The sequence below is a fragment of the Ralstonia sp. VS2407 genome (assembly GCF_052950655.1).
The window spans coordinates 124,287-145,739 of sequence record NZ_JBRFVG010000005.1 but is presented as its reverse complement, the minus strand read 5'-3'; the positions used below and the strand labels follow the sequence as shown (position 1 = coordinate 145,739).

The window sequence follows — 21,453 nt, the reverse complement described above, 5'->3', positions numbered from 1 at the left end:
CGGCGGTTCCAACTTAGTCGTTCGCGAGCCCGGCTTCCATCAGACAATACCGAGCCGGCAGGCTCATCGCGCTTGGTGGGCAAACCAACCGACCACCCGCGTGGCCGTCGCCGCCCACAGCGGCCGCACCAGCCAGCATGCCGCGACCCACGCCAGCGTCACCACGATCAGGTCGCAGCGGCCGCTCTTCCACCAGTTCAGGGAATGGCGCCCCCAGATCCAGGGCACGCCCAGCGGATTGGGCCAATCCGCCAGCAGATGCATCAGCCCGCCACAGGCGAAGCCGAACAGCAGCGGCGCCCACAGGTGCGCATGGCCCAACGCGTGATACGACAGCACAAGCACCGCGATCCAGCCAATGCCCCAATGGGTGGCGGTGCGGTGCGTGATCCAGAGGCGGCGCGCACGGGTCCACCAGGCCACCTCCATCCAGTCAGGCGCGGTGCTGCCCGCAACCGCCGCGCAAAACGCCAGGAGGCTGCCAAGATGTTCGAGAGATGTATGGGAAGCCTGTGCGACGGCGGCGGCGGCAATCAGACCGGCCGCCCAGCCCGTCGCGTGATGGGCTGCATTGGATGCCATCGACGTGATGCGGAAAACGAAGGACCGCATCTTCGCAATGCAGGCTTGCCGGGACAAGCCAAAAATTGCGACAAATTGCTAGCCGACTTGCAGCAGCAGGCCCTTGAGGTATTCGCCCTCCGGAAAGCTCGTCAGCAGCGGGTGATCCAAGCCGCCGGCCAGCCTGCGTTGGATGCGCGCCGTCACCTTGGCATCGGCTGCCGCGCCTGCGACGATCTTCTGGAACAGGTCTGCGTCGATGGCGCCCGAGCACGAATACGTGAACAGCAGGCCGCCCGGGCGCAGCAACTGCATGCCGACCAGGTTGATCTCCTTGTATGCCCGCGCCGCGCGATCGACCTGCTGCGCCGACGCCGCAAATTTGGGCGGGTCCAGCACGATCAGGTCAAACTGGCGGCCTTCCGCGCGGAAGTTGCGCAGCGACTTGAAGACGTCCGCATCCAACCACTCGGCGCGCGCCGGATCGAAGCCATTGAGCGTGACGTTGCGCTCAGCCACCGCCAGCGCCTCGCCCGACGAGTCGATCGACACCACCGAACGCGCCCCGCCCTTGAGCGCCGCCAGCGAAAACCCGCCCGTATAGCAGAAGCAGTTCAGCACATCGCGATCGCGCGCCAAGGCGCCGACCAGCGCGCGGTTGTCGCGCTGATCGATGTAGAAGCCCGTCTTGTGGCCTTCACGCACGTCGACGTAATAGCGCACGCCGTGCTCGGTGGCGGACAGATCGGCGGGCGGCTCGGCGCCGGCCAGCACACCGGTCATCTGCTCCAGGCCTTCGCGCTCGCGCACGCTCACGTCGGAGCGTTCGTAGACGTTCGGGCAGCCCGTCTCTTTGATCAGCGCGGCGACGATCGCTTGCTTCCAGTGCTCCACGCCCGCGGCGCTGAACTGGCAGACGATCTGGCCCGCGTCCCCGGTGCCGTACTGGTCGACGATCAGGCCGGGCAGGCCGTCGGCTTCGCCCATGACGAGGCGCACGGCGTCGGTGTCGTGCACCCACGCGCGGCGGTACGCCACGGCGGCGGCAATGCGGCGTTTGAAGAACGCGTGGTCGACGGGCTCGGCTTCATCAAAGCTCCACGCGCGCGCGCGAATCTGCGAGACGGGGCTGAACGCGGCGCGCGCCAGAAACTGGCCGTTATGCGCGCGCACGATGACGGTCGCGCCGGAGGCCGGCTTGCCCTCCACGCGATCGATGGCGTTGGCGAAAATCCAAGGGTGCCGGCGCAGCAGCGAGCGCTCCTTGCCGGGCTTCAGAATCAGGGTTTGCATACGACTGGGGATGGGGCGCCCGAGGGCTCGGACAATGCGCTACTTCTTTTTTGCGCGGGGATGCGCCTGATCGTAGATCTTGGCCAGGTGCTGAAAATCGAGCGAAGTATAAACCTGCGTGCTGGCGATGCTGGCGTGGCCGAGCAGTTCCTGCACCGCGCGCAGATCACCGGAGGACTGCAGCATGTGCGTAGCAAACGAATGCCGCAGCACGTGCGGATGCACATCCGCCGGCACACCTGCGGCAATGGCGTTGCGCTTCATGCGCAATTGAATCTGCCGCTGCGCCAGCCGCTTGCCGCGTGGGGAGAGAAACAGCGCGTGCGCGTCTTCGGGTGCCGCGTCGGGCTTGGCCAGTTGCTCGCGCACCGCGAGCCATGCGGCCAGCGCCTCGGCCGCCTTGGTGCCCACCGGCACGGTGCGCCGCTTGCTGCCCTTGCCGAGCACCTGTACCTCGCGCGCCTCCAGATCGAGCCAGCTCAAAGATTCATACGCGCCGGCCTTCACGTGGCGCATATCCAGGCTGACGAGTTCGGAGAGCCGCAGTCCGCACGAATAGAACAGCTCGTTGACGGCACGGTCGCGGACGGTCTCGGCATCGTCGCCGGGCAGTTGCTCCATCAGCGCGACAGCTTGCTCGACGGACAACGCTTTCGGCAACCGCCTCGGGCTCTTCGGCGCGCGCACACCGTCGACGGGATTGGCGGTGACGGCAGCATCGCGCAGCGCCATCCATTTGAACCAGCCGCGCCACGCCGACAGCGCCCGCGCAATGCTGCGGCCGGACAAACCGTCGCCATGCAGCTGCGCCATCATGCGGCGGATATGGTGCGACTGCAGTTGCGTGAGATCGACGTTGGCAGCGTGCTGCGCGCCCAGGCGCTGCAGCACGGCCAGCTCGCGGGTGTAGCTCTCGAGCGTGTGCGGCGAGAGCTGCCGCTCGAACTTCAGTGCGTCAAGGTACGCCGCAATCTGCGGATGTGGCGGCTGCGCGCCATGGTCATCGGCGGATGCAGAGTGCGACATACGGCGGGCTGCGCTCAGTCGCGCAGGCGGTTGAGCGCGGCAGCGGCCAGTTCGCCGATCTGCGCGAGGTAGGTCGTGCCCATGCCGTCATGGAAGCGGCGGGCGTCCGGCGAGCCGAGCACCAGCAGGCCGAATGCCGGCGCAGCGCTGGCATCGGCATCGCCCCGCACCGGCACGCGCAGGGTCACAATCGCGAGCGATTCGATGGGCTCGCCGCTGTCCGACGTATCCAACCAGCCGGCGGCTTCAAAACCCGCATTGGCGCCGCAATACGGCGCACGCAGGCCCGCAGCAAACAGGCGCACTTCCTCGCTCACACCCTGCGCGACTTCCAGGTGCGCGAATTCTTCGCCGACCTGCCACACGCGCAGCGCCACAGCCGGCACGTCGAAGATTTCACGCAGGCCATCCTGCACGGCATACGGCAGCGCATGCGTGTCGGCCTCGCCCAGCAGGCGCGTCGTCCACGCGTGCACGCGCTGCTGCGTGCGGTCGTTCTCGTTGCCGTGGCGCATCAGGTCCGACAGCTTGAGTTCGAGGTGCTTGTTCTTGTCGCGCAGGATTTCCATCTGGCGCTCCTGCAGCGACACGGCGCGGTGGCTGTGCGGGCTGGTGAGCTGGATGGCGGCCAGCAGCTCGGCGTGCTCTTCAAAGAAGGCCGGATGCGCCTGCAGGTAGTTGGCGACGTCTTGTGCGTTCATCGTGGAGGTGCTCATCAGGCTGCGCCGAGTTTCTTCTTCAGCAGTTCGTTGACTTGTGCGGGGTTGGCCTTGCCGCGCGTGGCCTTCATGGCCTGGCCCACAAGCGCGTTGAATGCCTTCTCCTTGCCGGCGCGGAATTCCTCGACCGACTTGGCGTTGGCCGCCAGCACGTCGTCGATGATCTTCTCCAGCTCGCCCGAATCGGACATCTGCTTCAGGCCCTTCTCGGCGATGATCGCGTCGGCATCGCCACCGTGTTCGCCGGCCCACATGGCGGGGAAGACGTCCTTCTTGGCGGTGTTGTTGCTGATCGTGCCGTCGGCAATGCGCGCGAGCAGCTTGGCCAGTTGCGCGGGCGACACCGGTGCAGCGTCGATGTCCAGGTCGGCGCGGTTCAGGTTCGAGGCGACCTCGCCCATGATCCAGTTGGCCGCGGCCTTGGCGTTCGCGGCGCCCGCATCCGCCACGACGGCTTCGAAGTACGCTGCCGTCGCCTTGGTGGCGGTGAGGATGCTGGCGTCGTACTTCGGCAAGCCGTAGGCCGACTCGAAGCGTGCGGCCATGGCGGCCGGCAGCTCGGGCAACGTGGCGCGCACACGCTCGATCCAGTCCTCGCCGATGACGAGCGGCAGCAGGTCGGGGTCGGGGAAGTAGCGGTAATCCTGCGCGTCTTCCTTGCTGCGCATCGAGCGCGTTTCTTTGCGGTCCGGATCGTACAGGCGGGTTTCCTGCACCACGGTGCCGCCGTCTTCGATCAGCTCGATCTGGCGGCGCACTTCGTAGTTGATCGCCTCTTCCAGGAAGCGGAACGAGTTGAGGTTCTTGATTTCGCAGCGCGTGCCGAACGGCGCATCCGGGCCCGGGCGCACCGACACGTTCGCGTCGCAACGGAAGCTGCCTTCCTGCATGTTGCCGTCGCAGATGCCCAGCCACATCACCAGCGCGTGCAGCGCCTTGGCGTAAGCAACGGCCTCGGCCGCGCTGCGCATGTCGGGCTCGGTCACGATTTCCAGCAGCGGCGTGCCGGCGCGGTTCAGGTCGATGCCCGTCATGCCGGCAAAGTCTTCGTGCAGCGATTTGCCCGCATCTTCTTCCAGGTGCGCACGCGTGAGCTGCACGGTCTTCTCATACCCGGGCTGGCCGTTCTTGCCTTCCACCTGGATGGTCAGCGTGCCGCCCTGCACCACCGGGATCTCGTATTGGCTGATCTGGTAGCCCTTGGGCAGATCGGGGTAGAAGTAATTCTTCCGCGCGAAGATGCTCTTGGGCGCAATCTTGGCACCGATGGCCAGGCCGAACACGATGGCGCGCTCAACGGCGCCCTTGTTCAGCACCGGGAGCACGCCCGGCAGCGCCAGGTCAACCGGCGCCGCTTGCGTGTTGGGCGCCGCGCCAAAGGCGGTGGACGCGCCGGAGAAAATCTTCGAGACCGTCGAGAGCTGCGTGTGCGTCTCGAGGCCGATCACCACTTCCCATTGCATGTTGCGTGTGTCCTGTCGATTGTTGTGGTGTGAATGTCTAGGTGCTCAGGTGTTCAGGTGTTCTTGCGTCGCTGCGATCAGGGGTGCGGCGCATCGAGCCACGCCGCGAGTTTGGCAAAGGCCGCTTCGCGCGCTGCTGGGTCGCCGCCGACGGTGACCGTTCCGTAGCGACGCCCCTTCGGGATGCCATTGCGCTCCTTGACTGCAGCCGTGCCGTCAAAGCCGTGATACGCGCCGCCAAACATGTCCAACTCGAAACGCGCCTGCGGCTGGCGCGCCAGTACGGCGGTCTGGAGCGCCTGGCAGTGATCGGCCGGGGTCCAGTCATCGTTGCCGCCGGCCAGCAGCAGCAACGGCGCATTCAGCCGATATTCGGGCCGCTTTTGGGCCGACGCACAGCCCGGATAGAACGCCACCGCGCGATTGACGGCAGGTGTATCGGCAGGCCAGGCGCGGCTGGCATCCACCACTTCCAGCACGGCCTGCGCGCCGTTGGACCAGCCGAGCAGCACGATGCGGTTCACATCCACGCCCGGCTGCGCCGCCACCCAGCGCATCGTCGCCAGCACGTCGGCGCGGCGCATCGCGCCGTTGATATCGCGCGTGGCGGTGCGCTCGGTGCAGATGCCGTGCGGCTTGCCGCGCGGGCCGAAACTGTCGGGAAACACCACCGCGTAACCACGCGCGCCGAGCCACTGCGCATACCCCCGATACCGCGAGCCCAGCGCCTTGGCGTCCGCCCCGACCTGCGTATAGAGGCCACTGCAGCCGTGCAGCGCGATCACCACCGGCGCGCCGGTCGCCGGTGCCTTGACGGGCGATGCGACCCAATAAGCGGTCAGCGTTTGCGGCGCGTCCTCGGCGTCTTTCACAGACGCACGCGGAATCTCCACCGTCTGCACGCCCAGCTCCGCCGACGACGGCGCGCGTGCAGCCGGCATATCCGGCAGGGCGCCTTCGGCGTCCGGCGTCGGTTGCGCGACGGCGTGCAGCGCCAGCGCGCCGGCCAACGCCACCAGCAAACGAAGCGATGCGCGCATCACCGGGCATTCCGGGCGCATTGGCCCGTTTTCGGGTCGAACATCACCGGCCAAGCTTCGTCATAGATGCCGGGCGTGCAATGCGCTTCGCAGTTGGCGTGTGCCAGCGTGACGCGGCGCGGGTCCTGCCAGACCATCAGCGTGCAATTACCGTAGCGCTCGCGCAGCTCGATGCTGGGGCGGCGCTTGGTCTGCTGGAACGTCGACAGGTCGAACTGACACGAACCGCGCCGGCCGACCCACAACTGCCATTGCATGGCGTTGACGTTGTTGTCGGCCACGGTGAGCGTCGCCTGCTCGCGGAAACCGTCTTCTTCGGTCTGGCTGCAGTAGCCGTTGATGTCGATGCGGCGGTCGGAGATCGGCGGCGGCTTCGACGGCCGGCTGATGCCCGGAATCGACGGCAGCGGAATCGGCACGCACGCCGCCAGCAGGCCGGCGGCAAGCGCCAGCCCGAGTGCAGTGCGGATGCGGTGGTTCATGCGCGCCTCCTGCGTGGAGCGATACGTCTGTACGGGCCTCAGGCCGCCGGCTGGCGGTTGTGCCAGTCGGTCGCCTGCTGGAATGCATGCGCGATCTGCAGCATGCGTGCCTCTTCAAAATAGTTGCCGATGATCTGCAAGCCAACCGGCAGACCGTTGGCGCCAAAGCCCGCCGGCACGCTCATGCCCGGCAGGCCTGCCAGGCTGGTCGACAGCGTGAAGATGTCTTCCAGGTACATCTGCACCGGATCATCGCTCTTCTCGCCGATCTTCCAGGCAACGGTCGGGGCGACGGGGCCCATGATCACGTCGCACTGCGCGAATGCGTTCTGAAAATCCTGCGCGATGATGCGGCGGATCTTCTGCGCCTGCAGGTAATACGCGTCGTAATACCCGTGGGACAGCACATACGTGCCCACCAGGATGCGGCGCTTGACCTCCCAGCCGAAGCCTTCGGCGCGGGACTTGCGGTACATGTCGGCCAGATCGCGGTATTCCGCCGCGCGGTGGCCATAACGCACACCGTCAAAGCGCGACAGGTTGGACGATGCCTCGGCCGGGGCGATCACGTAGTACGTCGGAATCGACAGCTCGGTCTTGGGCAGGCTGATGTCGACCAGCGTGGCGCCGAGCTTTTCCAGCTCAGCCAGCGCGGCGCGTACCGTGGTGCGCACGTCATCGGCCAGCCCTTCGCCGAAATACTCCTTGGGCAGACCGATACGCAGGCCGGCCAGCGGGCGCGCCGCATCGGCGCCTTGCAGCGGCTGGCCGAGCAGGCGGCTGAAATCTTCCACGTCGCCACCGCGGCCGGGTTCCAGGCTCGTGGAATCGCGCGGGTCAAAGCCGGCCATGGCAGACAGCAGCAGCGCGCAATCTTCGGCTGTGCGGGCCATCGGGCCGCCCTGGTCCAGCGACGAGGCGAAAGCAATCATGCCGTAGCGCGACACGCGGCCGTACGTCGGCTTGATCCCCGTAATGCCCGAGAACGATGCCGGCTGGCGGATCGAACCGCCCGTGTCCGTCCCCGTTGCAGCGGGCGCCAGATCGGCTGCCACCGCCGCCGCCGAGCCGCCTGACGAACCGCCCGGCACGTGCTCGACGTTCCAGGGGTTCTTGACCGCGCCGAAGGCCGAGTTCTCATTGGACGAACCCATGGCGAATTCGTCCATGTTGGTCTTGCCCAGCGTCACCATGCCAGCCGCGCCCAGGCGTTCGACCACGGTGGCGTCAAACGGGCTGACGTAGTTGCCGAGCATCTTGGAACCCGCCGTGGCACGCCAGCCGCGGGTGACGAAGACGTCCTTGTGCGCGATCGGCACGCCGGTCAGCGGCGCCGCGTTGCCAGCCGCGATGCGCGCGTCGGCGGCCTGCGCCTGGGCAAGCGTCGCCTCGGTGTCGACATGGGTAAAGGCGTTGAGGTGCGCCCCGGCCTCGATGCGCGACAGGTAGTGGCGCGCCAGTTCTTCCGCCGAAACCTCCTTGGCGGCGAGTTGGGCGGACAGGGCTTTGATCGTGGATGCGGTCATCGAATACGTTCGGATGGGCTGCCGGCAACCGCCGGCGACGTCGAATGGAGAGGGCTCAAGACGGGCGCAGGGCGCTGTTTGCCCGGGTTACTCGATCACCTTGGGCACGAGGTACAGGCCGGCCTCGGTGGCCGGTGCGCATTGCTGGTAGTCGGCGCGGCGGTCGGCTTCGGTGACGGCGTCGTCGCGCAGACGCTGGGCTTGCGCCTGGACCTGCTCGATGGGGTGGGCCATCGGCTCAATGCCGGTGGTGTCCACAGCCTGCATCTGCTCGACCAGCGAGAAAAACTGGTTGAGCTGGGTGAGGGTCTGGGCCGCCTCGCCTTCGGAGACTTCGATACGGGCGAGATGGGCGATGCGTTTGACGTCGGAGAGTTCGAGTGCCATCGGAGTGGGTCAGTGAGTGCAGCGGCGGGCGGGCAACGTACGGCAAGCGACGGCTACTGCGCGCAAAGTCCGCTCAGGTTGGGCTTTGACAGCGCCGATTTGCCGCAATTTTGGCGCCAAACGCCCGCGAAACCGTCGAATTATAAGGTATGATTGCCGACTAAATTTCTAAGTCAGCAGGCGACTTCGTGCAGTCACGGACCCTCTGATTAAGTACCCCGGGAACCTCCCGGCAGTCGCGCCGTCAGCATCAGGCGACACTTAATCAAAGGTTCCTTGGGGGCCCCCTCTCCGGGCGGCCCAGCCTCGGCAGGATGGCCAGTGCCACGGCACCCCACCGCCGATCACCACGGAGCCCGCGACATTCCCGGGAGCGCAGTAGCAGGATCGGACCGCATGGCATGCCCTTGCGGCGTCCGCGCGTTGGTGCAGCCGTTGCACCGCAATCCTGCTGCTGGGCCGCCCATGACTCGAAAAACAGGATTCATTCGATGTTCGGCTTTTTGCGCAGCTATTTCTCCAACGATCTCGCGATCGACCTCGGCACCGCCAACACCCTGATCTACGTCCGCGACAAGGGCATCGTCCTTGACGAGCCGTCGGTGGTGGCCATTCGCCAGGAAGGCGGCCCGAACGCCAAGAAGACCATCCAGGCCGTCGGTAAGGAAGCCAAGCAGATGCTGGGCAAGGTGCCGGGCAATATCGAGGCGATCCGCCCGATGAAAGACGGCGTGATCGCCGACTTCACCGTCACTGAGCAGATGCTCAAGCAGTTCATCAAGATGGTGCACGACACCAAGCTGCTGCGCCCGAGCCCGCGCATCATCATCTGCGTGCCGTGCGGTTCGACCCAGGTCGAGCGCCGTGCCATCCGCGAATCGGCGCTCGGCGCCGGCGCGTCGCAGGTGTACCTGATTGAAGAGCCGATGGCTGCCGCGATTGGCGCCGGCCTGCCGGTGTCGGAGCCGTCGGGTTCGATGGTGGTGGACATTGGCGGCGGCACCACCGAGGTGGGCATCATCTCGCTCGGCGGCATGGTCTACAAGGGCAGCGTGCGCGTGGGCGGCGACAAGTTCGACGAGGCTATCGTCAACTACATCCGCCGCAACTACGGCATGCTGATCGGCGAACAGACCGCCGAGGCCATCAAGAAGGAAATCGGCTCGGCCTTCCCGGGTTCGGAAGTGCGCGAGATGGAAGTGAAGGGCCGCAACCTGTCGGAAGGCATTCCGCGCGCCTTCACGGTGTCGTCCAACGAAATCCTGGAAGCGCTGACGGATCCGCTGAACCAGATCGTCTCGTCGGTGAAGATCGCGCTGGAACAAACCCCGCCGGAACTCGGTGCCGACATTGCCGAGCGCGGCATGATGCTCACCGGTGGTGGCGCGCTGCTGCGCGACCTCGACCGCCTGCTGGCCGAAGAAACCGGCCTGCCGGTGCTGGTGGCCGAAGATCCGCTGACCTGCGTGGTGCGCGGCTCCGGCATGGCGCTCGAACGCATGGACAAGCTCGGCAGCATCTTCTCGTACGAATAACGGGACCATGCACCACGCCGATCCGCGTTCCGCTGTTGCGACCGATTTCGTGACTGCCGTTGTGGTCACGCCAGCCGCCTTCGCGGACCGCTGAGATGCGTCTCGCGCCGGTGCGCCGTGCTCCGCCCGCCAAGGGCTTGGGCACCGCACCAGCGCCACACCCAATCTGTTGCCGGCAGGCCGTTGACGTTGACCGTCACGCGTCTGCCGTGCCCATTTGAAGCGTCCGGGTCATGGATTATTCCCCGCCGCCCCTCTTCAAGCAGGGCCCGTCCGCCACCGCGCGGCTGGTTGCTTTGCTCGCGCTCGCGCTCGCGTTGCTGGTGATCGATGCCCGCATGTCCGTGCTGGGCGTGGTCCGGCAAGTCGTGTCGGTCATCCTGTATCCGGTCGAGCGCTTGGTGCTGATTCCACGCGATACGGCACGCGCCGCGCTCGAATACACGCAATCGTCCACCAAGCTGGCGGTTGATAACCGCAACCTGCGCGAATCTGCCGTTGCCCAGGCGCAGCAATCGCTGCGCGCCTCGCAGCTCGAAGCCGAAAACCGCAACTTGCGCACGCTGCTCAACCTGAAGCAACACGCGGCGGTGCCCACGGTGGCGGCGGAAGTCCTCTACGAAGCACGTGACCCTTACACGCAGCGCATCGTGATCGATCGCGGCTCCAAGGACGGCGTGCGCGCGGGCTACCCGGTCATTGATGACCGCGGCGTGGTCGGCCAGGTGACGCGCGTGTCGCTGTTCGAATCGCAAGTCACGCTGCTGACCGACAAGGACCAGGCGATCCCCGTGGAAGTGGTACGCAACGGCCTGCGCAGCGTGGCCTTTGGCGGTGCCCGCCCGGGCGCGCTGGACCTCCGTTTCATGGCCGCCTCGGCCGATCTGCAGCAGGGCGACCTGCTGGTCACGTCGGGGTTGGACGGCGTCTATCCGGCGGGCCTGCCGGTGGCCCGCATTTCGCAAATCGAGCGCAAGGCCGACACCGCGTTCTCGCGGGTCGTCTGCGAACCGGTGGCCGGCATCCGCAGCAACCGGCACCTGCTGATCGTGAAGTACGAATCGGGCTTCCCGCCGCCGACGGATCTGTCGCCCGCGCCGGTGCCCAAGGGCAAGAACGCTGCCCGCGACGCACGCGAAGAGAAGGACCGCGCCGCACGCGCTGCGGCCGAGGCCAATGTGCCGGGCCCCACGCCCGCAGCTGAAGAAAACACTCCGCCGCCGCGCCCGACCGACGCCGACGGCAATCCGCTGGACACCGATTCAGCGCAAAAACGCTGAAGCGAGGCCATCGATCATGAACTCGCCCCAATACCTGCTGCGCCCGGTCAACCCCGGCTTCATCGCTTTCAGCTTCGTGCTGGCATTCCTGTTCAATCTGATGCCGTGGGGCCACATGCAGTGGATTCCCGATCTGGTGGCGCTGGTGCTGGTGTTCTGGAACATCCACCAGCCGCGCCGCGTGGGCATGGTGGTGGCCTTCCTGCTGGGTCTGTTGATGGACGTGCATGAAGCGCGTCTGCTTGGCGAACACGCGATGGCCTACACGATGCTGTCGTACTTCGCGATCACGATTCACCGGCGCGTGCTGTGGTTTTCGGTGCTGTCGCAGGCACTGCATGTGCTGCCGCTGCTGGTGCTGGCGCATGCGGTACCGATCGTCATCCGCCTGCTGATGGGCGCGCACCTGCCGGACTGGCAGGTCATCCTGCCTCCGCTGATCGAAGCCGCCCTGTGGCCGTTCGCCAACGCGTTCCTGCTGGCGCCGCAGCGTCGCCCGGAGAGCGTCGATGAAACTCGGCCCATCTGAGGTGGCCGATCTGATGCACCCCGCCGTTAGCGTTCACTTGGCATGACCGAAATCCGCAACGTCGAACAGGAGCTGTCGCGCTTCCGCCTGCGGCTGGCGGCGGCCGCCCTTTTCGTGCTCGTCTGCTTCGGGCTGCTGCTGGCGCGCTTCTTCTGGCTGCAGGAGGTCAAGCACGAGCAGTATTCCGCCAAGGCGGAGGACAACCGCATCTCGGTCGCGCCGATCGAACCCAATCGCGGCATCATCATGGACCGCAACGGCGTGGTGCTGGCGCGCAACTATTCGGCGTACACGCTCGAGATCACCCCGTCCAAGCTGCAGGACACGCTGGACAACACGATCGACCAGCTTGCCCAGTTGGTCGATATCCAGCCGCGCGACCGCCGCCGCTTCAAGCGCCTGATGGAAGATGCGCGCAGCTTCGAAAGCCTGCCGATCCGTAGTCAGCTGACCGATCAGGAAGTGGCACGCTTCTCGGCGCAGCGCTTCCGCTTTCCGGGCGTGGACGTGCATGCGCGACTGTTCCGCCAATACCCGCTGGGCGAATCGGCGTCGCACGTGATCGGCTACATCGGCCGGATTTCCGAGCGCGACCTGGACCGCATCGACAACATGAGCGATGCCAACAGCCAGCCCGGCGTGGCGTACGACCCGCGCAAGGATTCGAACAACTACAGCGGCACGGAATACATCGGCAAGGTCGGCATCGAGCAAAGCTACGAGACTGACCTGCACGGCCTGACCGGCTACGAAGAGGTGGAAGTGAGTGCGGGCGGCCGGCCCATCCGTACGCTGTCGACCTCGCAGGCAACGCCGGGCAACAACCTGATCCTGTCGCTCGACATCAACCTGCAGCGGCTCGCCGAGCAGCTTTTCGGCAACCGCCGGGGCGCACTGGTGGCGATCGAGCCGGAGACAGGCGACATCCTCGCGTTCGTCTCCAAGCCGACGTTCGATCCGAACCTGTTTATTGAAGGCATCGACAGCGCGACCTGGAACGAGCTGAACAACTCGCCGGACAAACCGCTGCTGAACCGCCCGCTGCGCGGCACCTATCCGCCCGGCTCGACGTACAAGCCGTTCATGGCGCTGGGCGCGCTCGAGCTTGGCAAGCGCACGCCGCAGTGGGGCATGGCCGATCCGGGATCGTTCACGCTGGGTAACCACACGTTCCGCGACGACGTGCCGGGCGGCCACGGCTGGGTCGACATGTACCGCTCCATCGTGATGTCGTGCGACACGTATTACTACCGGCTCGCCAACGACATGGGCGTCAATGCCATCCACGATTTCATGAAGCCGTTCGGCTTCGGGCAGGTCACGGGCATCGACATCGAAGGCGAGCGCACCGGCATCCTGCCGTCTACCGACTGGAAGCGCAAAGCCTACAAGCGCCCCGAACAGCAGAAGTGGTACGACGGCGAAACCATCTCGCTGGGCATCGGCCAGGGCTACAACAACTTCACCATCCTGCAGCTCGCGCATGCGATATCGACGCTGGCCAACAACGGTGTGGTGATGAAGCCCCACCTGGTGAAGGCGGTCGAAGATTCGCTGTCCAAGTCGCGCTCGCTGACCGTGCCGACCGAGAGCTACCGGATTCCACTCAAGCAGGCGAACATCGACGTGATCAAGCGCGCCATGGTGGGCGTGAACCAGGCCGGCACGGCGGCCAAGGCGTTCATCGGGGCGCAGTATGTGTCGGCGGGCAAGACGGGGACGGCGCAGGTGTACTCGCTGGGCAAGAACGAAAAGTACAACCACCACGCGATTCCCGAAAACAAGCGCGATCACGCGCTGTTCGAAGCGTTCGCACCGGCAGATCATCCTAAGATCGCGCTGGCAGTCATCGTGGAGAACGCCGGCTTTGGCGCCACGTCGGCCGCGCCAATTGCGCGTGCAGTCATGGACTATTACCTGACAGGCAAGTGGCCCGCGGAGCTGGCCGCCACCGCGCCCAAGCCGCAGCAGCAACCACCGGTGGATACGCCGAGTGTGTTCTCGACCGGCAAGACGGCCACCATCGCCAGCGCGACGGCTGCGCCGCAGGTGGCTGCAGAAGCTGCGTCCGGCGTGGCTGCCGCTTCGGGTGTGGCAACCTCCGCGGCCAGTGCGGTGGCCGCCGCTTCAGCGCCGGCCGCGGCGGCGGGCGGCACGCGCAGTGCGCCGCCGCTGTCGCCGGATCTCGTGGCGCCAGCCTTGCGCGAGGCCGGCACCAGCGCCGAGGCCGTCGCCCCGGCCACGCTCGACGCCCAGGTGCTGCAAGCGCTATCGCACGCACAGCCTGCGCCCGAACTGCCGCCGCGTGGACGCGGCAACGCCGCCGCACCGGCTTCGGCTCCTGCGACTACACCAAAGGGTGCCAAGGACGCCAAACCGGGCAACAGGCCGGCGGCAAAGCCCGCGCAGAAACCGGCCTCCAAGCCGGCCGCGCCCTGATATTTGCGCTTGAGGATCTCGCCATGGACAAACTGGACAAGCGCCGCATATTCAACATCATCAAGTCGCTCTTCACCGGCTTCGATGGGCCGCTGGCACTGATCGTCTTCTTGCTGCTCGGCACGGGATTGGTCGCGCTGTATTCGGCTGCCATCGACATGCCGGGCCGGGTGGAAGATCAGGTGCGCAACATCCTGCTGTCATTCGTGCTGATGTGGATCATCGCCAACCTGCCGCAGCAAACGCTGATGCGCTTTGCGGTACCGCTCTACACCGTCGGCGTGGCGCTGTTGATTGGCGTGGCGGCGTTCGGGCTGATCCGCAAGGGCGCCCGGCGGTGGCTCAATATCGGCGTGGTGGTGCAGCCCTCCGAGATCATGAAGATCGCCATGCCGCTGATGCTGGCGTGGTACTTCCAGAAGCGCGAGGGCGTGATCCACTGGTACGACTATCTGGCGGCAGCCTTGCTGCTGCTGATTCCCGTGGGGTTGATTGCCAAGCAGCCGGACCTGGGCACCGCGCTGCTGGTGCTGGCGGCCGGCATCTACGTGATCTACTTTGCCGGTCTGTCGTGGCGGCTGATCGTGCCGGTGCTGGTGATCGCAGTCACCGCGATCACGCTGGTGGTGTCGTTCGAATCGCGCATCTGCGCCCCGGGCGTGAACTGGCCGATCCTGCACGACTACCAGCAACACCGTGTGTGTACGCTGCTCGACCCGACCACCGACCCGCTCGGCAAGGGCTTCCACACCATCCAGTCGATCATTGCCATCGGCTCGGGCGGCGTGACGGGCAAGGGATGGCTGAAGGGCACGCAAACCCATCTGGAGTTCATTCCCGAGAAGCACACCGATTTCATCTTCGCGGTGTATTCGGAGGAGTTCGGGCTGGTGGGCAACGGCGTGCTGCTGTTCCTGTATCTGCTGCTGATCCTGCGCGGGCTCTTCATTGCCGCCAACGCGGGCACGCTGTTCGGGCGCCTGCTGGCGGGGTCGATCACGCTCATCTTCTTCACCTACGCCTTCGTCAACATGGGCATGGTGAGCGGCATCCTGCCGGTGGTGGGTGTGCCGCTGCCACTCATCAGTTACGGGGGAACAGCGCTTGTCACGCTGGGCATGGGCATCGGCATCCTGATGAGCATTGCCCGACAGAAACGCTTCGTGCAGACCTGACACCTGACAAACGAAACGGCCGCCAGAATTTGGCGGCCGTTTTGCTTTCAGGCGGCGATGGCGTCTTCGCGCAGCAACCTTCGCAGCACCTTGCCCGTTGCGGTAGCGGGCAGCGCATCATGGAACTTCACGCGCCGCGGCACCTTGTACGGCGCCATGTTGTCGCGCGACCAGGCAATCAGCTCAGCTTCCGAGAGCGTTACACCGTTCATCGGCACCACGTGTGCGCACACGACTTCGCCTTTGTCGGGATCGGGGATGGGCGTCACGGCCACCTGACGAATGCCCGGGTGGCGCGACAGCAGCGCCTCGACCTCCTCCGGAAACACGCTGTAGCCCGACACCTTGATCATCTCCTTGATGCGGCCCTGCCACTGAAGGTAGCCGTCGGGCGAGACCTGGCCGATATCGCCGGTGCGCAGAAAGCCGTTGTGCAGGACGGCGCGCGTGGCCTCGTCGCGCTGCCAGTAGCCGCGGAACACGCCGGGGCTGCGGATGGTGATTTCGCCGGCCTGACCGGGCGGCAGTTCCGCACCGGTATGCGGGTCGACGATGCGTACCTCAGTCTGCGGGACGATCTTGCCATGCCAGCCCCATCGCGGGGCATCGGCAGGCGTGATGGCGTCGCAGGTGTGGGTTTCCGACAGGCCATAGGCGGCTTCATAGATGCGGCACTGCGGGCCGGCAAAGGCACGCCACCGGTCGGCAATGGCTTCTGTCAGCGTGACACCGAAGCTGGTGCACGGGTTGGCGACCAAGGATTCCATGCGGTACTGAGCCGCGTCCGGATGCGCCATGACGGCCAGGTTCATCGGCGTCATGCTGTACCAGCGTGTCACGCGGTAGCGGTCAATCGCCTGCAGTACGGCCAGGGGATCGAACCGATAAAGCAGGATGGTCGTCGCGCCGGAATACAGCATCACGTTCATGCCCATCAGCATGCCGGCGATATGCGACAGCGGCGCCACCGCCAGCATCACATCCGAAGCGTGGATGCCGCTGACCTGCACCGTAACGGCGGTCTTGTACAGCGCGTTGCGGTGCGTGAGCATGGCGCCCTTCGGGCGACCGGTGGTGCCAGACGTGTAGACCATCAGCGCAACGTCGTCCAGGCTCACCTGGATGGCAGCCACGGCGTTGCGCTCGGCCACATCCACGGGCTCAGCCATCAACTGCATCAGATCAAGTTGCGCGGCGCCCGGCTTGTTTTTGAGCGGCGGTGCAGACGAGGCATCGGCGGCAATCAGCTCGGGCGGCACGGCCAGCGCCTTGCGGCACGCCGGCTGCGCGGGCTGCAGATCGGCATAGCGCGTGGTGATGACGGTCGTGACCGACGTGCCCGGCCGCGCGGCGTCGACAATCGGCATCAGGTCGGCCGCCGCCACCAGAATCTTGGCGCCGCAATCGGCCAGTTGGTCACGCAGTTCGTGCTGACGCGACAGCGGCCCGCACGGTACGACGATGCCGCCCAGCTTGGCCGTGGCCAGATGGGTCACGATGGCTTGCGGACAGTTGTGCAGAAACAGCGCAACGCGATCGCCGCGTGTCACGCCCAATCGCTGCAACTGCACCGCCAGCCGCGTGGACGCCTGATCCAGCTCGCGCCAGCAGATCGTGCGGCCGTACCACAACAAGGCGATGCGCTCGGGTGTCTGCTGCGCATGGAGGGCGCAATACCGGTGCAGCGGCATCTCGCCCGCCAGATAGTTGACCGGTTCACGGTTATGGATGGTCATGTGGTGTCTCCTCGGCCGCCGGCATCGCGGGGCGACACATCGGCCGTGATGGCTGCCCTCGTTGCGGGGCGCTCATGCGGGTCAGGGTTCTCGGCATCCATTGTTCGAGTATGGCGAAGCCATCTGGCCACCGCCGTACCGATTTGCGCAAAACCGCGTTCCACCCATGATTTGGGTCAAACATGACCTCGCGCAAGACGAATCCCCCAAAAAAATCTACCGCTCGGTATAGAGTTTCGGCGCAAATCTGCTGTTGCGTCAATCGGTGAGAAGTCGGATACGCAGCCCTGGCAATAAAACTTTGCAAGCACGACTGGGACGGCATTCTCACATGAGCGTGCACTCACATTCAAGGAACGCCCCTAGGCAGGGAATTGCTTGTGCCAATATTAAACATTTGCTGTCACGACAGATTTGTTCTATTTTTGACAACAAATTATGTGAGAGGCTGGAATGGATCGTTTGCAGTCGATGCGGGTGTTTTCCAAGGTGGTGGAGCTTGGCAGCTTCGCCCGGGCGGCCCAGCATCTGTCGATGAGCAATGCCGTGGTCACGCGTTACGTGGCCGACCTTGAGGCGCATCTCGGCACGCGCCTGCTTAACCGCACCACGCGCAGCCTGTCGCTGACCGACGTGGGCGAAACCTACCTGCAGCGCTGTGCGCAGATCCTGCTCGACATTGACGAGGCGGAATCGCTGGCCACCTCGCGCAGCCAGGCGCTGGTCGGCGGTCTGCGCATCGTCGCCCCGGTCATGTTCGGACTGCACGTGCTGCCGATGCTGCTCGCACGCTTCCAGCAGCTCTATCCCGAAGTGACGTTTGACGTGGCGTTGTCCGATCGCCCGATCGACATCGTCGAGGATGGCCGAGACGTCGGCATCATGGTCTCGGAACTCGGCCTGGGTTCACATCTGGTGGCGCGCCGCATGATTTCCGCCGAGATGGTCATGGCGGCCACCCCGGCCTACCTCCGCCAGCACTCCACGCCGCAGCGCGCCGAAGATATTGCCGAGCACCGCGTCATTGCGATGTGGCACCCGCAACTGCGTCACGAGTGGGAGATGAGCACCGCCGATGGCCAGTCGATTTCGGTGCCGGTGCAGCCCTCGCTCGTCACCAGCAATGCGGAACTGATGCACCGCGCCGTGCTTGCCGACATGGGCATCGCGATACTGTCGTCGTACATGGCACGGCCGGACCTGGAGTCCGGACGCCTGGTGCGCGTGCTGCCGCAATACAAGCTGCCGCACCGGTCGCTGTCGCTGGTGTATCCGAGCCGCAAGTTCCTGCCGACGAAGGTACGCACGTTCATCGATTACATGCTGGCCCAGGCGATGGAGGTCAAGCACAATGAGGCGCGCGCCGGGCGCGGCCTGAGCGAAGCCGCATAAACCGAGCCGCACAGCCAAAGCAAAACGGGAGGACAGTGTCCTCCCGTTTGCGTTGATGCCGGCGAAACCGCGTTCAGGTCTCGCTGGTGCTTTCCTCGTCAGCCTCGGTTTCAGTGGCTTTCTTGCGCGCCGGGGCTTTCTTGGCGGCCGTCTTGCTCGCAGTCTTGGCCGGTGCCTTCTTGGCGGCAGGCGTCTTGGCCGCAGCCGTCGTCTTCTTCGCCGCGGTCTTGGCACCGGGCTTGCCCTTGCCTTCGCCGCGCGGCTCGAATTCGAAGCCGATCTTGCCGTCCGGCTGCTTGACCAGGAACGCCTTGAAGTTACGGCCCGTGCGCGCCGACTTGAAGCCGGTCAGCAGGTCCGTCTTGCCCTCGGTCAGCAGCTTGGCCAACTGCTCGCGGCTGATCTCCTGCTGCAGGATGATCTTGCCGGTGGTGAAGTCGCACGTCTTGGGCTGGGCCACGGCGTTTTCGCACACGTACTTCAGGCCGTGCTCGTAGACGCTGCCGTTGCACTTCGGGCAGTGGCCGACGCTTTCCTGGCCAGAGAAATCGACCGGCTCGCCGTCGTCTTCGTCGTTCTGGCCGAAGTCGAACTCCATCTTCCAATGGCCGTCTTCCTGCGCCAGCTTGAGGATGGCCGCAAACGGACGGCCCATCTTGCTACGGAAGCCCTGCAGCGGGCCGATGGTCTTGTTGGTCAGCAGCTCTTCTACCTCGTCCAGTTCGAACTGGCGGCCGCCCGGGATCTTGCTGATCGAGAAGTCGCAGTGGCTGCAGGCGAAGCGGCGGTAGTTTTCCTTGACCACGTGGCCGCATTGCGGGCACGGCGTGGAAAGCGTCGCGTAGTCGCCGGGGATGGTGTCGCTGTCGTATTCCTTGGCGCGCTTGACGATCTGCTGCGTCATCTGCGCGATCTCGCGCATGAATTCGTCGCGCTCCAGCTGACCGCGTTCGATCAGCGAAAGCTTGTGCTCCCAGCCGCCGGTCAACTCGGCCTGCGTCAGTTCTTCCACGCCCAGCCCGCGCAGCAGCGTCATCAGCTGGAAGGCCTTGGCCGTCGGAATCAGCTCGCGACCCTCGCGCACGAGGTACTTTTCCGTCAGCAGACCTTCGATGATGGCCGCGCGCGTCGCTGGCGTGCCCAGGCCCTTGCCGGCCATGGCTTCGCGCAGCGCGTCGTCGTCGACCAGCTTGCCGGCACCTTCCATGGCCGACAGCAGCGTCGCTTCGTTGTAGCGTGCGGGCGGCTTGGTGGTCAGGCCCACCGGCTCGACCTTGTCCGTCTTGACCTTCTCGTCCTTGGCGACCGGCACGAGGTTGGCGTCTTCGCCCTGCGCCTCGCGGCCGTACACGACCAGCCAGCCCGGATTCACCAGCACCTTGCCTTCGGTCTTGAAGTGATGGCCGGCCACCTCGGTCACGCGCGTGGTGACCTGGTATTCGGCGGCCGGGAAGAACACCGCCAGGAAGCGGCGCACCACCAGGTCGTACAGCTTTTGCTCAGGCTCCGACAGGTTCTTCGGTGCCTGCAGCGTCGGGATGATGGCGAAGTGGTCGCTGATCTTGCTGTTGTCGAATATCCGCTTGTTCGGCTTGACCCACTGGTTGGCCAGGATCTTCTTCGCGTGCGTCAAATAATTGGGCGAGCTTTCGCCCAGCATGTCCAGCGTCTGCTTGACCGTGCCCATGTAGTCTTCGGGCAGCGCGCGCGAATCGGTACGCGGGTAGGTCAGCACCTTGTGCTTTTCATACAGCGCCTGCGCCAGGCCCAGCGTGTTCTTGGCCGAGAAACCGAAGCGGCCGTTGGCCTCGCGCTGCAGGCTGGTCAGATCGAACAATGCCGGCGACATCTGCGTCGAGGGCTTCGATTCTTCCGTCACCGAGCCCGGCTTGTCGCGGCACGCAGCCACGATGCTCTTGGCCTCGGCCTCGCTCCACAGGCGCGAATCGCGCTGCTCGGGGTCGAACTCGTTCTTCTTGAACTTCGGGTCGAACCAGCGGCCTTCGTACAGGCCGGCCGCGGCGATGAACTCGGCGCGCACTTCCCAGTAATCGCGCGGGACGAAGCGTTTGATCTTCTCTTCGCGCTCGACCACGATCGACAGCGTAGGCGTCTGCACGCGCCCCACCGTGGTCAGGAAGAAGCCGCCGCCCTTGCTGTTGAAGGCGGTCATGGCGCGCGTGCCGTTGATGCCGACCAGCCAGTCGGCCTCGGAACGGCAGCGGGCGGCATCGGCCAGCGGCATCATGTCTTCGTTGCTGCGCAACTTGCCAAAGCCGTCACGGATGGACTGCGGCGTCATCGACTGCAGCCACAGACGCTTCACCGGCAACTTGGTGTTTGCATGCTGCGCGATCAGGCGGAAGATCAATTCACCTTCGCGCCCCGCGTCACATGCGTTGATCAGGCTGGTCACGTCCTTGCGCTTGATCAGGCGCGTCAGCACCTTCAGGCGTGATTCCGACTTGGCGATCGGGCGGAGGTCAAAGTGCGGCGGGATCACGGGCAGATGCGCAAAGCTCCATTTGCCGCGTTTGACTTCGTATTCATCCGGCGCGGCAATCTCGACCAGGTGGCCAACCGCCGACGAGAGGACGTAGTCGTCGCTCTCAAAGTACTCGTCGTGCTTGGTGAAGCCACCCAGCGCGCGCGCGATATCAGCGGCGACCGACGGTTTTTCGGCAATGATGAGAGCCTTGGACATGTGAGCGGATCCTGGCGATCGCAAGTAATCGGGTAAAGAAGAAGTCGCTTTTCTATAGCGACCGTTCGCGTATTTTTTTTAGAGTCTTATGGCAACGCCTGCCGACTTCAAGTACCGCGGGCGCCTCGTCAGAACGCGCGCCGGGGCCGTCAATCCATAGATCAGC

Annotated in this window: 17 protein-coding genes; 6 read left to right on the top strand and 11 right to left on the bottom strand. The window is 65.4% G+C overall.

The features are described 5' to 3' along the window. Window positions 1-63 precede the first annotated feature (63 nt). From ACU8YE_RS10710 to gatC, 9 genes are all read right to left on the bottom strand, one after another. Entirely contained in the window at window positions 64-582 is a 519-nt protein-coding gene (locus ACU8YE_RS10710; RefSeq protein ID WP_446928771.1) for a metal-dependent hydrolase, read from the bottom strand. Window positions 583-660: 78 nt separating this feature from the next. Beyond that, complete coding sequence (locus tag ACU8YE_RS10705; RefSeq protein ID WP_446928672.1) at window positions 661-1,854, bottom strand: class I SAM-dependent rRNA methyltransferase; 1,194 nt, start codon at window positions 1,852-1,854, stop codon at window positions 661-663. Between the two features lie 39 nt (window positions 1,855-1,893). Beyond that, the gene (gene xerC, locus ACU8YE_RS10700; RefSeq protein WP_446928671.1) at window positions 1,894-2,880 is read right to left on the bottom strand and encodes a tyrosine recombinase XerC; all 987 of its coding nucleotides are present in this window, start codon (window positions 2,878-2,880) and stop codon (window positions 1,894-1,896) included. Between the two features lie 14 nt (window positions 2,881-2,894). After that, on the bottom strand, window positions 2,895-3,581 hold the full coding sequence (locus ACU8YE_RS10695) for a DUF484 family protein (RefSeq protein WP_260803820.1): 687 nt from the start codon (window positions 3,579-3,581) through the stop codon (window positions 2,895-2,897). A gap of 14 nt (window positions 3,582-3,595) precedes the next feature. Beyond that, a complete protein-coding gene (gene gatB, locus ACU8YE_RS10690) occupies window positions 3,596-5,062 on the bottom strand; it encodes an Asp-tRNA(Asn)/Glu-tRNA(Gln) amidotransferase subunit GatB (protein ID WP_440076496.1) in 1,467 nt (488 codons plus the stop codon). A gap of 77 nt (window positions 5,063-5,139) precedes the next feature. After that, window positions 5,140-6,102 (bottom strand): dienelactone hydrolase family protein, encoded by a 963-nt coding sequence (locus ACU8YE_RS10685; protein WP_446928670.1) that lies wholly within the window; start codon window positions 6,100-6,102, stop codon window positions 5,140-5,142. Further along, window positions 6,102-6,584 (bottom strand): hypothetical protein, encoded by a 483-nt coding sequence (locus ACU8YE_RS10680; RefSeq protein WP_232041568.1) that lies wholly within the window; start codon window positions 6,582-6,584, stop codon window positions 6,102-6,104. Before ACU8YE_RS10680 ends, ACU8YE_RS10685 begins: the two co-directional genes overlap by 1 nt. A 38-nt stretch (window positions 6,585-6,622) precedes the next feature. Continuing rightward, complete coding sequence (gene gatA / locus ACU8YE_RS10675) at window positions 6,623-8,110, bottom strand: Asp-tRNA(Asn)/Glu-tRNA(Gln) amidotransferase subunit GatA (protein WP_446928669.1); 1,488 nt, start codon at window positions 8,108-8,110, stop codon at window positions 6,623-6,625. Between the two features lie 87 nt (window positions 8,111-8,197). Then, on the bottom strand, window positions 8,198-8,497 hold the full coding sequence (gene gatC, locus ACU8YE_RS10670) for an Asp-tRNA(Asn)/Glu-tRNA(Gln) amidotransferase subunit GatC (protein WP_004628291.1): 300 nt from the start codon (window positions 8,495-8,497) through the stop codon (window positions 8,198-8,200). Window positions 8,498-8,988: 491 nt separating this feature from the next. Here gatC and ACU8YE_RS10665 point away from each other — a divergent pair, with 491 nt between their 5' ends. The 5 genes from ACU8YE_RS10665 to rodA all read left to right on the top strand — a co-directional run bounded on the left by ACU8YE_RS10665 (window position 8,989) and on the right by rodA (window position 15,455). Next, entirely contained in the window at window positions 8,989-10,032 is a 1,044-nt protein-coding gene (locus ACU8YE_RS10665; RefSeq protein WP_004628293.1) for a rod shape-determining protein, read from the top strand. 233 nt (window positions 10,033-10,265) lie between these two features. After that, on the top strand, window positions 10,266-11,312 hold the full coding sequence (mreC, locus tag ACU8YE_RS10660) for a rod shape-determining protein MreC (RefSeq protein WP_232041566.1): 1,047 nt from the start codon (window positions 10,266-10,268) through the stop codon (window positions 11,310-11,312). A 16-nt stretch (window positions 11,313-11,328) separates the two neighbouring features. Further along, window positions 11,329-11,841: a rod shape-determining protein MreD gene (gene mreD, locus ACU8YE_RS10655; RefSeq protein ID WP_015856079.1), complete on the top strand. Its 513-nt coding sequence runs from the start codon at window positions 11,329-11,331 to the stop codon at window positions 11,839-11,841. A 42-nt stretch (window positions 11,842-11,883) separates the two neighbouring features. After that, entirely contained in the window at window positions 11,884-14,280 is a 2,397-nt protein-coding gene (mrdA, locus tag ACU8YE_RS10650; protein WP_446928668.1) for a penicillin-binding protein 2, read from the top strand. A gap of 23 nt (window positions 14,281-14,303) precedes the next feature. Further along, window positions 14,304-15,455 carry a rod shape-determining protein RodA gene (gene rodA / locus ACU8YE_RS10645; RefSeq protein WP_037031841.1) on the top strand — a complete coding sequence of 384 codons (1,152 nt, stop codon included), beginning with the start codon at window positions 14,304-14,306 and terminating at the stop codon, window positions 15,453-15,455. A 47-nt stretch (window positions 15,456-15,502) separates the two neighbouring features. Here the strand turns inward: rodA and ACU8YE_RS10640 are convergent, their stop codons facing one another. After that, window positions 15,503-17,191 carry an AMP-binding protein gene (locus ACU8YE_RS10640; protein ID WP_260803719.1) on the bottom strand — a complete coding sequence of 563 codons (1,689 nt, stop codon included), beginning with the start codon at window positions 17,189-17,191 and terminating at the stop codon, window positions 15,503-15,505. Between the two features lie 453 nt (window positions 17,192-17,644). Here ACU8YE_RS10640 and ACU8YE_RS10635 point away from each other — a divergent pair, with 453 nt between their 5' ends. After that, window positions 17,645-18,583, top strand: coding sequence for a LysR family transcriptional regulator (locus ACU8YE_RS10635; protein ID WP_232041563.1), 939 nt, complete (start codon window positions 17,645-17,647; stop codon window positions 18,581-18,583). Between the two features lie 73 nt (window positions 18,584-18,656). Here the strand turns inward: ACU8YE_RS10635 and ACU8YE_RS10630 are convergent, their stop codons facing one another. Next, window positions 18,657-21,287 (bottom strand): DNA topoisomerase III, encoded by a 2,631-nt coding sequence (locus tag ACU8YE_RS10630; protein WP_446928667.1) that lies wholly within the window; start codon window positions 21,285-21,287, stop codon window positions 18,657-18,659. Window positions 21,288-21,453 lie beyond the last annotated feature (166 nt).

Bases quoted from the DNA above. Each gene is read 5' to 3' on its own strand.
- ACU8YE_RS10710 (WP_446928771.1), bottom strand. From the start codon at position 582: ATGGCATCCAATGCAGCCCATCACGCGACGGGCTGGGCGGCCGGTCTG.
- ACU8YE_RS10705 (WP_446928672.1), bottom strand. From the start codon at position 1,854: ATGCAAACCCTGATTCTGAAGCCCGGCAAGGAGCGCTCGCTGCTGCGC.
- xerC (WP_446928671.1), bottom strand. From the start codon at position 2,880: ATGTCGCACTCTGCATCCGCCGATGACCATGGCGCGCAGCCGCCACAT.
- ACU8YE_RS10695 (WP_260803820.1), bottom strand. From the start codon at position 3,581: ATGAACGCACAAGACGTCGCCAACTACCTGCAGGCGCATCCGGCCTTC.
- gatB (WP_440076496.1), bottom strand. From the start codon at position 5,062: ATGCAATGGGAAGTGGTGATCGGCCTCGAGACGCACACGCAGCTCTCG.
- ACU8YE_RS10685 (WP_446928670.1), bottom strand. From the start codon at position 6,102: ATGCGCGCATCGCTTCGTTTGCTGGTGGCGTTGGCCGGCGCGCTGGCG.
- ACU8YE_RS10680 (WP_232041568.1), bottom strand. From the start codon at position 6,584: ATGAACCACCGCATCCGCACTGCACTCGGGCTGGCGCTTGCCGCCGGC.
- gatA (WP_446928669.1), bottom strand. From the start codon at position 8,110: ATGACCGCATCCACGATCAAAGCCCTGTCCGCCCAACTCGCCGCCAAG.
- gatC (WP_004628291.1), bottom strand. From the start codon at position 8,497: ATGGCACTCGAACTCTCCGACGTCAAACGCATCGCCCATCTCGCCCGT.
- ACU8YE_RS10665 (WP_004628293.1), top strand. From the start codon at position 8,989: ATGTTCGGCTTTTTGCGCAGCTATTTCTCCAACGATCTCGCGATCGAC.
- mreC (WP_232041566.1), top strand. From the start codon at position 10,266: ATGGATTATTCCCCGCCGCCCCTCTTCAAGCAGGGCCCGTCCGCCACC.
- mreD (WP_015856079.1), top strand. From the start codon at position 11,329: ATGAACTCGCCCCAATACCTGCTGCGCCCGGTCAACCCCGGCTTCATC.
- mrdA (WP_446928668.1), top strand. From the start codon at position 11,884: ATGACCGAAATCCGCAACGTCGAACAGGAGCTGTCGCGCTTCCGCCTG.
- rodA (WP_037031841.1), top strand. From the start codon at position 14,304: ATGGACAAACTGGACAAGCGCCGCATATTCAACATCATCAAGTCGCTC.
- ACU8YE_RS10640 (WP_260803719.1), bottom strand. From the start codon at position 17,191: ATGACCATCCATAACCGTGAACCGGTCAACTATCTGGCGGGCGAGATG.
- ACU8YE_RS10635 (WP_232041563.1), top strand. From the start codon at position 17,645: ATGGATCGTTTGCAGTCGATGCGGGTGTTTTCCAAGGTGGTGGAGCTT.
- ACU8YE_RS10630 (WP_446928667.1), bottom strand. From the start codon at position 21,287: ATGTCCAAGGCTCTCATCATTGCCGAAAAACCGTCGGTCGCCGCTGAT.